10 protein-coding genes and 3 pseudogenes are annotated in these 10,926 nt (G+C 71.2%); 7 read left to right on the forward strand and 6 right to left on the reverse strand.

Annotation, left to right across the window (positions count from 1 at the left end):
• The 3 genes and pseudogenes from DQW85_RS11045 to DQW85_RS45770 all read left to right on the forward strand — a co-directional run.
• The coding region (locus DQW85_RS11045; RefSeq protein ID WP_162794894.1) for a PadR family transcriptional regulator at positions 1-513 on the forward strand (513 nt) is incomplete at its 5' end.
• Positions 514-611: 98 nt separating this feature from the next.
• Positions 612-677 (forward strand): annotated as a pseudogene (locus tag DQW85_RS46735) (DUF1707 domain-containing protein); the annotation flags it as partial.
• Between the two features lie 199 nt (positions 678-876).
• A complete protein-coding gene (locus DQW85_RS45770; RefSeq protein WP_205315033.1) occupies positions 877-1,101 on the forward strand; it encodes a hypothetical protein in 225 nt (74 codons plus the stop codon).
• Between the two features lie 72 nt (positions 1,102-1,173).
• On the opposite strand, the gene DQW85_RS11055 is transcribed toward DQW85_RS45770, so the two are convergent.
• Positions 1,174-1,671, reverse strand: coding sequence for a VOC family protein (locus DQW85_RS11055; RefSeq protein ID WP_113700252.1), 498 nt, complete (start codon positions 1,669-1,671; stop codon positions 1,174-1,176).
• Positions 1,672-1,730: 59 nt separating this feature from the next.
• On the opposite strand from DQW85_RS11055, the gene DQW85_RS11060 reads away from it, so the two are divergent.
• Positions 1,731-2,387 carry a TetR/AcrR family transcriptional regulator gene (locus tag DQW85_RS11060; protein WP_162794895.1) on the forward strand — a complete coding sequence of 219 codons (657 nt, stop codon included), beginning with the start codon at positions 1,731-1,733 and terminating at the stop codon, positions 2,385-2,387.
• A 25-nt stretch (positions 2,388-2,412) separates the two neighbouring features.
• Here DQW85_RS11060 and DQW85_RS11065 read toward each other — a convergent pair whose 3' ends face one another.
• Entirely contained in the window at positions 2,413-2,952 is a 540-nt protein-coding gene (locus DQW85_RS11065) for a MarR family winged helix-turn-helix transcriptional regulator (RefSeq protein ID WP_113700254.1), read from the reverse strand.
• 139 nt (positions 2,953-3,091) lie between these two features.
• Here DQW85_RS11065 and DQW85_RS48165 point away from each other — a divergent pair.
• A pseudogene (locus DQW85_RS48165) lies at positions 3,092-3,337 on the forward strand (SDR family NAD(P)-dependent oxidoreductase); the annotation flags it as partial.
• A 73-nt stretch (positions 3,338-3,410) separates the two neighbouring features.
• Positions 3,411-3,707, forward strand: coding sequence for a Rossmann-fold NAD(P)-binding domain-containing protein (locus tag DQW85_RS45780; protein ID WP_205315029.1), 297 nt, complete (start codon positions 3,411-3,413; stop codon positions 3,705-3,707).
• 234 nt (positions 3,708-3,941) lie between these two features.
• Here DQW85_RS45780 and DQW85_RS47610 read toward each other — a convergent pair whose 3' ends face one another.
• From DQW85_RS47610 to DQW85_RS11090, 4 genes are all read right to left on the reverse strand, one after another.
• A complete protein-coding gene (locus DQW85_RS47610; RefSeq protein ID WP_113700255.1) occupies positions 3,942-6,770 on the reverse strand; it encodes a helix-turn-helix transcriptional regulator in 2,829 nt (942 codons plus the stop codon).
• Between the two features lie 319 nt (positions 6,771-7,089).
• Positions 7,090-7,584 (reverse strand): MaoC/PaaZ C-terminal domain-containing protein, encoded by a 495-nt coding sequence (locus tag DQW85_RS11080; protein ID WP_113700256.1) that lies wholly within the window; start codon positions 7,582-7,584, stop codon positions 7,090-7,092.
• A 538-nt stretch (positions 7,585-8,122) separates the two neighbouring features.
• Positions 8,123-8,548, reverse strand: coding sequence for an OsmC family peroxiredoxin (locus DQW85_RS11085; protein ID WP_113700257.1), 426 nt, complete (start codon positions 8,546-8,548; stop codon positions 8,123-8,125).
• A gap of 208 nt (positions 8,549-8,756) precedes the next feature.
• Positions 8,757-9,926: a saccharopine dehydrogenase family protein gene (locus DQW85_RS11090; RefSeq protein WP_205315030.1), complete on the reverse strand. Its 1,170-nt coding sequence runs from the start codon at positions 9,924-9,926 to the stop codon at positions 8,757-8,759.
• Between the two features lie 342 nt (positions 9,927-10,268).
• Between DQW85_RS11090 and DQW85_RS11095 the strand changes: the two are divergent.
• Positions 10,269-10,926: pseudogene (locus tag DQW85_RS11095) on the forward strand (SWIM zinc finger family protein); the annotation flags it as partial.

The raw sequence follows: 10,926 nt of genomic DNA on the forward strand, positions 1-10,926 counted from the left end.
CCCTGGGGCCCGGGCGGGCCGTGGGGCCACCGCGGCTGGGGCGGCCGGGGCCGCAAGGCCAAGCGGGGCGACGTGCGCGCCGCCATCCTGGCGCTGCTCGCCGAAGAGCCGCGCAACGGATACCAGATCATCCAGGAGATCGCCGAACGCAGCGAGGGCGGCTGGAAGCCCAGCCCCGGCGCCGTCTACCCGGCGTTGCAGCAGCTCACCGACGAGGGCCTGGTCGTCGCCGAGGAGAACGAGGGCCGCAAGACGTTCCGCCTCACGGACTCCGGCCGCGCCTACATCGAGTCGCACAGCGACGAGGTGCGCGCCCCGTGGGACGAGATGCGGCCCGACATCGACGACAACACCGCGGACCTGTGGGACCTCGCCCGCCAGTCGGCTTTCGCCATGATGCAGATTCTGCAGACCGGGAGCGACGCGCAGATCCGCGAAGCGCGTAAGACTCTGGTTGAGACCCGGCGCAAGCTCTACCAGATCCTGGCCGACGGCGACCCGGGCGAGGAGTGACCATGACCGGCGCCCCACCCGGGAGCCGGTTCGGAGAGAAGGAGCCACGCATGGACCCCCGCGATCTCCGCATCGGTGACGCCGAACGCGAGCACACCATGGCCGCCCTGCGCGAGCACTTCGCGCAGGGCCGCCTGGACCACGCCGAGCTCGACGAGCGCCTCGACCGGGCGCTCGCCGCCCGCACCGCCCGCGACCTCGCCGAGGTCACGGCCGACCTGCCGGGCCACACCCAGCCTGCCCGCCCCGCCCACCCCTCCCACCACGCCCACCGCGATCCGGTCACCCCCGGGCCGGACGACTGGCGCGCCGCGATGAAGGCCCACCGCCACCAGATGGAGGCCATGCGCCACCCGCCACCAGATGGAGGCCATGCGCCACGCCCACCGCGACATGCGCCGCACCTGGCACCGCCATCCCCACGGCCACCACCGCCACGGCCCGGGCCCGTTCGTGCCGATCCTGTTCGTGATGCTGTTCGTCGGACTGGTGGCGGGCGGCTGGGGCGTCGCCAAGGTGCTGTTCGTGATCTGGGTCGCCGCGATGGCCTTCAGCCTCCTCCGCCGCCACCTCCACCACCGGGGCTGACTCTCGCCCTCCGCCTGAAGCGCACAGTCGCGACGCCCATCGAGGCCACGCCTGCCGAGGCAGCCCCGGCGGTCACTGGACGGCCTCCGACGCCCGCGGCCGGGCGACGGGACGCCCCGCCTGCGGCCCGGCGACGGGACGCCCATAGCCGGGCCGTGCCGAGTGGTCGACGCCGTGCGCCGCCCAGGTGTACAGGTGCAGCTCCAGGCCGTCGGGATCGTTGAACACCAGCAGCCAGCCGACGGATGCCTCGATGACCGGTGAATGCGGGATGCCGAGCTCGTCGAGGTGGCCGGCCCACGCCTGGGCGTCCGCGCGGTCCTGGACGGCGAAGCCGATCGGGTCGAAGCCCCCGCAGCCCGCCGCGGCCCCCGGGTTCTCGCGGAGCGCGACGAGGGCGTCACCGATGCCGGGGATCTCGCCCGCCACGCCGCGCACGACGCCTTCGGCATCGTGGAACTCCATGGTGACCTTGAGGTCGAAGACGCGTTCGTACCAGCTCAGCGAGCGAGGGAGGTCGGTGACCGGGATCTTCACGTGGTGGATTCCGGCCAGCTGGGGGCGGGGCATGGGGCCTCCCTGAATTGGGCGCAGTATGACTGCGGCTAATTGAGCCTAGAATGCTCTCCATGGCCGAACCCGTCAAGAGGCAGTACCGATCAGCGAAGCGCGCTGCCGCGGCGGCCGCCACGCGCGCCCGTATCCGGGAGGCGGCCGCCCGGCTCTTCGTCGAGCAGGGCTATGTGGCCACGACGATGCGCGACGTCGCGGCGTCGGCGGGGGTCGGCGAGCGCACCCTGTACGACGCGTTCCCGACCAAGGCCGCGCTGTTCGGGCACACCCTCGGCGTGGCGACCGTCGGCGACGAGGCGCCGGTCCGCGTGGCGGACCGGCCCGAGGTGCGCTCGGCGCACGACGAACCCGACGCCGAGGAAGCGATCGCGCGGACCGTCTCCTATGCCACCGACCTGCTGGACCGCGCCGGTGACCTCATCATGGTCAGCGTCGAGGCGGCCGGCGCCGATCCGGACATGCGAGCGGCGGCCGACGCCGGGGCGCGGGCGACCCACGAGGTGTATCTGGCCCTCACCGAGGCCCTGCGCGAGCGCGGCGCCCTGCAGCCGGGCCTCGACGCCACGGCCGCCGCCGACGTCATGTACGCCCTGGCCTCCCCGCACATGCACCAGCTCCTGTGCCGGCACCGCGGCTGGCCCCTGGAGCGCTACCGCGCGTGGCTGCGGAACGCGCTGGCGCGCGAACTGCTGGACCGGACGGGGCGACGGTGATCCGCACGGCCGGTCACCTCCGCCCTCAACGAACCCGTCTGTCCGATTGCCGGCGTATGGCGGTTCTAGACGCCAGGTGGTGTTGTTCGTCGGGAGACGCTGGCGTGGCGCAGTGCTCGTCGCCGTTGATGAGGTGATCGCGCACGAGGGTCAGGACCTGTCGTAGTTGCTCGCGCTGGTCCGCGCTCAGCTTGGCGAACAGGACGTCCTCGACGTCGTGTTGCGCCTGGGACGCCTGGCGCAGCCGGGCGAGGCCGGCGTCGGTGAGGGCGACGACATGTCGCCGGCGGTCCACCTGGTGACGTGAGCGCACGATCAGGCCCTCGGCTTCGAGGGGGTTGAGCTGCGTCACCAGGATGCTGGCGGCGACGTCCATGAGATGCCCGAGCTCACCCTGCCCCAGAGGACCACGGTCGTACAGCAGGCCCAGCAACTCGAACTGGCGCGGGTTGAGGCCGTGCGCGGTGTGCGCGTCACGCAGTCGGCGCATCGCCTCGCCGCCGAGCAGCGCCAGCATCAGCCCGGGACTCGAACGATGCTCCCCGATCAGCGACTCATCACCCATGGGAGTAGAGTAGCGCTCCTGAATAGTTTAGTACTATAAACGACTTAGTCGACTCTACTATCTGGGAGCAGCAATGAGTACTGCCGTGATCGTGGGCGCCGGACCAGGACTGGGCCGGGCGATCGCGCACCGGTTCGGCATGGAAGGCTTCGACATCGCCCTGATCGGCCGCACCCGTACCACCCTCGACGCGCTGGTCGAGGACCTGACCGGCGCGGGAGTGCGCGCCGAGGGCCACGTCGCGGACGTGACCGACCGACCGGCGCTCGTGAATGCGTTCGATGAGATCAAGGCCCGCTTCGGCCACATCGACGTGCTTGAGTACTCCCCGGCGCCGAGCGACCCCGCCACGGTCGGGGCCGTTGACGCGGTGGACCTCACCGTCGAGGCCCTGCGACCGCAGCTGGACGTGCACCTTTTCGGGGGCGTGACCGCGATCCAGCAGGGTGCTGCCCGACATGATCGACCGCGGATCCGGCACGGTCCTGGTCAGCACCGGGGCGTCCTCCGGCCCCGTGATACACCCGCCGTTCGCCAACATCGCGGCCGCGAGCGGGGCCCTGCGCAACTGGGTTCTCAACCTGCACGCCGCGCTCGAACCGCGCGGCGTCTACGCCGCGCACGTGGCGATCGCGACCTGGATCGGCCAGGAGGGGCCGGCGAGCCGGCCCGAGGTGATCGCCGAGACCTACTGGGAGCTCCACCGGACGCGCCGCGGCGCCGAACTGCTGTACACCGCGGCGGGCGCGTCGTGACCGGGCGGACGGAGCCCAAGGTCACGCCGCGTAGGGCGCTGCTCCCCACCCGGGCGACGCGATCGCCGCGGCGCACGGCTGGGCGCCGATCGCCGCGATCACGCCGAATACGGCCTGGTAGAACGGTCCGCCGAACGGGAACTGCTGCCCATGGCCGAAACCCTCGGGCTCGGCCTCGGCGCCTGGTCACCGTCGAGCAGCGGCTTCCTCGTCCAAGTGCTGCTCGTAGCCCCGTCACGTACGAGAGGGAATCAGGCCGTGCTCCATGGCGAACACCGCCACACCGGCGCGGGTCCGGTAGCCGGTCTTGTCAAAGATGTGGCCCAGGTGGTGTCCCACCGTCCGGCTCGAGATCGACAGTTGCACGGCGATCTCCCGGTTGCGCAGTCCCTGGGCCACCAGGCAGAGCACCTGCACCTCCCGCTCGGTCAGTCCTGCCGGCGACCCCGCCCGATACGAGTCCACGTCCGCGTCCTCGATCTTGCGGACGGCGGGGCGTCGGGGAGCATCCGCCGAGCGCGTCGGCTTGCCCAACGCCCTCAGCTCGCTCTCCGTCCGCGCCGTGAACGCCACGACACCCATCGCGGACAGCATCCCGTGCGCCGTGACCAGCTGCGCGCGGGCATCGGTACGACGGCCCCGGCGGCGCAGCCACTCGCCGTAGACCAGGTGCGCCCGCGCCAGATGCACGCGCATCCGGGTCCGTCCCAGTCGCTCGACCGCCTCCCGGTACAGGTCCTCCGCCACGGTGTCGGCCGCGATCTGGGCCCGTGTCGCGGCCTCGACGCCCAGGGCCCAGTCTGTGCCGCACGGGCGGGTCCACTCGGCCAACTGGTCGGCCGCGTCGATCGCCACGTCCATCTGTCCCAGGCGGACGGCGGCCTCGACGATCTCCGGCAGGGCCCACACCCCGAACGTCGAGAGCTGGCCGTGCTCGACGGCTTTTTCCGCGGCGACCAGCGCGGCGTCATAGCGGCCGCCTCCGTTGTGCAGCACCGCCGTGCCGTATTCGATGATGGTGATCGCGTTTCCCTCACCGCGCGCAGCGGCGTCGCGTGAACTGGCGTCCAGAAGCTCCTGAACCTGGTCCAGGTCACAGAGCCATCCGGCGACCAGCGCCGACGCGTATACCTTCTGCGGTGCGCCGGTCGCCTCCGCCACGGCGTCGGCTTCCCGCACAAGTGCCAGGGCCCTGTCGAAGCGCCCCTCCGCCATGCGCAGCCATCCCCCGAAATTCAGGCCGATCGACAGCACGGCGAGTTCGCCCGAGTCGCGGGCGGTCTCGATCAGCCGCGTGCTGAGCGCTTCCAGGGCCTCGTAATCCCAGACGCTCATGGCCGCGCGACAGGCGAGTGGGAGTGCCCGTATGTCACCTGACTGCCGGTAGGCGCGGACCGCGGCCTTGATCTCCAGTACGCTCGCGGCCATCCCCTTGGTGTTGAGCTTGGTCATGCCGTTGAGCAGAAGGTCGACCGGTCCCGGCGCCTGCGGACTGGGTGTACTGGCGAGCACGGCCTCGGCCGCCTCGACGATCTCCTCGACCTGGACGAATCGACCGGCCCATGTCGCTGCCCACAGCACTTCCAACAGGGTTTCGCGGGCGAGCGCCGCGTCCAGAGGGGCGAGGAGCCGGGCCGCTTCGAGCATCAGCGGCGGAGCCTGGTGGCCCCGCTGCACCGCGAACGAGATCTGGCCGCGCAGGCGTACCGACCGGGCGTGCTGGAGCCCGTCGAGCCCGTCGGCGTCGATCGCGGCCAGCAGGCTCAGCGCCTCGTCCGGGGCGCCGGCGTCATGCTTGGCCTGCGCCGCCGCCAGCAGACGCCCGTTGCGGCGAGCCCGATCCGGCGTCAACGCCGCGGCCCTGTCCAAGAAAGCCGCCGCCGCACCCAGACCACCACGCGCCTGCGCCCGCCACGCCGACCGCTCCAACTCGGCCGCCACATCCTCATCCACCCCCGAGGCCGCCTGAGCCCGATGCCACGCCCGCCGATCCGGATCGACCCGCCGATCCGTCGCCTCAGCCAGCACCCCATGAGCCGTACGGCGCTCGGCCGGCGCCGCCGCCGTGTAGATGGCCGACCGCACCAGCGGATGGCGAAACCGCACCCGCGAACCCAGCTCCAGCAACCCGGCCGCCTCAGCCGGAGCAGCCGCCTCGATCTCCATGCCGAGCAACCCACACGCCCGCCGCAACAACGCCGGATCACCGACCGGCTCAGCCGCCGCGACCAGCAACAACCGACGCGTCTGCTCAGGTAACGCCGCCACCCGGCCGCGAAAACTCCGCTCGATGCGCCCCGTGACCGTACCCGGAAGAGCGAAACCCCCCGCGATCCCCGCCGGACCGGCACTACGCGCCAACTCCAGCAACGCCAGCGGATTACCCCGCGCCTCAGCGATGATCCTTTCCCGGACCGCCCCATCCAACGGCGCCAGCACCTCCGCCGCCAGCAGCGCCCGCGCCTCACCCTCGGGCAGACCAGGCACGTCGAGGATGGGCAATCCACGCAGCACATCGGTGCCCGGCACATCACGCAACCCGAACGCGAACGCCACCCCCATCGACCCGACCCGCCGGGCCACGAACGCCAGCACCCGAGCCGACGCGCTGTCCAACCACTGCGCGTCATCCACCACACACAACACCGGGCCCTCACGAGCCGACTCGCCCAGCAGACCGAGCACCGCCAGCCCGACACGGAACGGATCGGCCGCCACACCAGCGCGCAGCCCGAACGCCGCCTCCAGCGCCTCCCGCTGCGCGCCGGGAATCCGGCCGGCCCGACCCAGCAACGGCCCGCACAACTGATGCAACGCCGCGAACGGCAGGTCCATCTCGAACTCGACACCCACCGCGCGCAACGACTCAAAACCCGCCGCCGCCTCCACGGCGTGCTCCAGCAGCGTGGTCTTGCCGATGCCGGCCTCTCCCAGCAGCACCAGCACCCCGCCCTGACCCGAACGCGCCGCCCCGACCAGCCGTTCGACCGCCTCTACCTCCCGGGCGCGGGCACGCAGCTGAACGGGGCGCGACACGAGACGCTCATGCCTCACCTGATGCATCCCCAAGAAATGCCTTCCAGTCGGGGCGTCCCCCTCGCGCCCGAGGTCATGGATCCGGGGCGAGACTCAGAACGATCCCGTCACACGTGACGTCATCGCGGGGCGGCGGCCTCCCGGACCGGTTCGAGAATATACATCGCCCGACCGGCACCGGTGAGCGGTTTCACGCCCCGTTGCGCGAAGAGGCGCCCATGAACCCTTCCACGCCGAGGAAGCGCGGACGGCTTGAGAAGGCATCTTGGCGACCGCCGGCCGCGGAGCCGGCGGCGGTGCACCGGGTGCTATGGGTGCACCTTGATAAGGCGACCGGGCGGCCCGATCATCCAGCCGCCCGGGAGGCAACGACGTAGCAGAGCCACCGCGCCCCGGCCGCCGGTCCGTCGCCGTCGTCGGGCTCGACGACGACGTCGAGCACGAGCAGATAGCGGCGATGTCCGTCGAGCGCGGGCCGCTCGTCGACGGCGCACGGGGTCAGTCTCCCCCGGACCCGGGAGCCGACCGGTACCGGACGGATGAAGCGGACCCGGTCGTAGCCGTAGTTCAGCACGTAGTCAGCCTTCCCGAGCAGGACCAGCAACTCCTCGGGGAGCCGGGCGCAGTGCGCGACCAGGAACGAGCCCTGCACGATCGTCCGGCCGCCGAACGGGCTCTCCGCGCGGGCACGCTCCGGATCGTTGTGCAACCAGTGCTCTTCCCCGGTCACCTCACCGTAGGTGTCGACCATGCTCTGGCTGACCCGCGTCCACGGACCGGGGGTCAGCTCGCGGCCGATCATGGCGCGGAGCGCATTCACGTCGAAGGTTCCAGCGGTCATGACCAGGTGCTCCTCTCAAACGTTGCCGACGGAATACAGGGGGCATATCGCGGCCATGCCCGCGTCCGCGCCTCACCGTCTCGTGCGCGAGACGGTGAGCGCCTCGCCTCAGGTGCCGTGATGCGCTCCGGCGCACTGACCTACGCTTCGCCGGCCGCCCAGCCCGGCCCGGCAGGCGCGGCGCCGCGTCGGACGGCGAGCCGTGTTCGGCGAGGTACGCGGTCGGGACCCGGTCGGGACCCGGTGGGCGGACCAGGGCCCGCCCACCGGGTCGGACGCGCTCACCGGCTTGGCGTCCCACGGCTGAGCCCCAGGTCCCGGACCGCCGAAGCGACAGTCCGGTCCCTGTCAGACAGACACAACGTGACGGCCCCCGATGAGCGCCAGGTGACTACATGACAGATCCACTCGCGGCACTCGACGCTCGGATCGATCGCCGAGTTGCGCAGCGGCCCGCGCGACGGCTCGCGGGGATCGTGGACCCGGCAGCCCTAACTTCGCGCATGTGACCCGATCGTCGCATGCGATCGCGGCCTGTCTAGACGAGCCGGGCGTTGAGCGTGATCGTCGTGCCCGTCAGGGCCTTGCTCACCGGGCAGTCGGCCTTGGCGGCCTCGGCCGCCTCCTGGAACTGCTCAGCGGTGATGCCGGGCACGTGGCCCTCAACGGTGATCACAATGCCGGTGATGCCCTCACCCGGCTGGAACGTCACGTCGGCACTGGTGCGCAGCGCCTCCGGCGGCGTGCCCGCGCCGGCCAGACCATGGGACAGCGCCATCGAGAAGCACGAGGAGTGCGCAGCCGCGATGAGCTCCTCAGGCGAGGTCTTGCCATTGGCGGACTCCGCCCGGGACGGCCAGGAGACCTCAAAGGTGCCCACACCAGAAGTGTCGAGCGAGACCGTGCCGGAACCGTCGAGCAGGGCCCCCTTCCACTGGGTGGTGGCGGTGCGAGTAGTAGCCATTACGAGATGCTCCCTTGATCTCTTGTCGTTCACGTAGACCACGACGTGGTCCCGCCAACGATCACAAACGGGGACAGCGGCGGCATCGGTCAATCGACCTATCACCGACAAGAGATCGTCAGTGCAGATCTTGGTCATTTTGTGGACTCCGCTTGTGGCGACCATCGGAGGTCAGGGCGACCAAGCCGTCCGGCACCTGCCTTGTCGGTCAGGAATGTGGCGGCTCCGCGATCTCGTACGTCAATATCCCCTGCCGGCTCAGCCGCTCGGTGAGGGGCTCTCCGAGGAGGGAGCCGGGCGTCCAGATGCCGGCCGGCGCGTCGGGAACATCCTGCGCCAGCGTGCGGGCGGCTTCGACGATCATGCGCGCGGAGGCGTCGTAGCCCGGCACGCCCACCCCCTGGACGGTGACATTCAACGCACGTCCGTCGCCGCTGCCATGGAAGGAGATCCGGTAGGAGGGCGACGGGCCGGCGGGCGGCGCGGGTGGATCATCGGCCGCGGAGGCGCCCGGAGCGGTGATCGCGGCCATGGCAGCGGTGATCGCCTCGGCCACTTGCCGGCCGCCCTCGCCGGGTCCGGCGACGAGCATCTCGTCGTACGTGAAGTCCTCGCCCCATGCGTGCCCGCGCAGACCGTTCGAGCGGTGCAGGTTGCCGACGTTGATCGGCGCCAGGACGTACGGCGCCGCCCACACTCCCAGCCTCTCATCGAAGTGCGGCCCAGCGGGCTGCGGCCGTCGCGGACCGCTGAAGCCCGGGGTGAGCAGGTACGGGTCGTCCTGAACGGCCTCGCCGGCCCGCGCGGCGTCGGCAGTCGCACGCAGGGAGGCGAGGGTCCCGGCCGAGAATCCGCCCACGTCCGTGAATTCGACCCTGGCGCTGACACGCGGCAGCGGTGCTCCCCATCGCTTCATGGCGGCCGATTGAAGAACATCCACGCCGGTCTCGAACGGCACGGAGTCATAGCCGCAGGAGAAGATGACGCGCGCGCCGCTGCGGCGGGCGTCGCCCTCGAAGCGGTCGATCATCTGGCGCATCCAGATGGGCTCTCCGCACAGGTCGAGATAGTCCGTACCGGTCTGGGCGCACATCCGAAGGAGCTGTGACCCGTGGAGCTGGTACGGCCCCGCGGCGCTGATCACGGCCCCGGTGCGGCCAACGAGAGCGCGCAGGGAAGCCTCGTCATCGGCGTCGGCGACGACGAGCTCCACCTCGGCCGGCGCGCCGATCTCCTGGTGAACCCGGCGCAGCCTGCTCTCGCTGCGCCCGCCGAGAGCCCATCGCCATCCGTGCGCACCGGCCGCCAACCGCTCGGCTATCAACCGGCCGGTATGGCCACTCGCTCCCCAGACGACGAAGTCGAAATCCCTTCGCACCGTCTTCCTGTCATCAACCATGGATATCGTCACGCTGCTTCCTGGCGAATGCCGCTCCCGGCTACACCGCGATCGAGCCCTCGCCGGAAGGACCTGTACGGTCCACTCGGCTGGCCTGAACGGCCTGGCATCGAGCCGCGGTTCCAACCAGACGAAGCCTGCCGGGAGTCGGCATCCAATGAGGAGCCCAAGGACTGCTCACTTTCTTCCCACCGCCGCCCGGGAACCTTCCCACCGCCGCCCGGGAACACGTCATCGGCTTTATGGAGGCCGGCTCCGGCCACACCGACGGCTGAGCGACCCCAACGGGTTTTGTCGGAGACGATCTTTACCGTCTGCGGCATGACAACTGCGGTGCAGGCGTACTCCTACGCCGGTCCCTCCACGCTCGACGGCTCCCAGTTGGGCCTGTCCACTTCCGGTGGCCGCGCGCTGTCCGGCCCCCAAGCCCACCCGCGCTTCTTCAGCGGCCTGATCACCGAGGCGGCGCCCGCCGCGGCCGGGCTGTTGGCCCTGGCCGATGTGGCGATGACGCGCTACCACCAGCCACGGCCCGGTTGGAGCCGCGACCCCGTTGTGACGTGCGACGGCGAACGTCTGCGGCTGGAGTCCTTCTCCGCCTGCGGCGGTGTCTACGCCAGGCTCGATCTGGCCGCGCTCGACGGCGATGTCCTCGACCGCGGCACCACGAACGTCGACGTCAACGGGCCGCTGCGCGAGGCGCTGGCCCGCGTGGGCGGCAGCGACCCGCTCCACCTGGGCGTGGGCGCCGACGAGATGGCCGTCACCACGCTCGACGGCGCGGTCGTGGAGAAGAAGGTGCCGCTGCCTGCCCGCTGGTTGCGCGGCTTCGCCGAGGTCCAGGTCATCGCCTCCGGCTTCGACCTGCGCGCCGAGCTGCCCGGTCCGCAGGCGGTGCGCTTCCTGCGCGCGCTGCCGCGCCGCGCCGGCGCCACGGTGTGGGTCTCGCCCGCCGGCCGCGACCTGCGGGTGCACGACG

It is taken from the genome of Nonomuraea lactucae (genome assembly GCF_003313395.1).
GTDB lineage: Bacteria > Actinomycetota > Actinomycetes > Streptosporangiales > Streptosporangiaceae > Nonomuraea > Nonomuraea lactucae.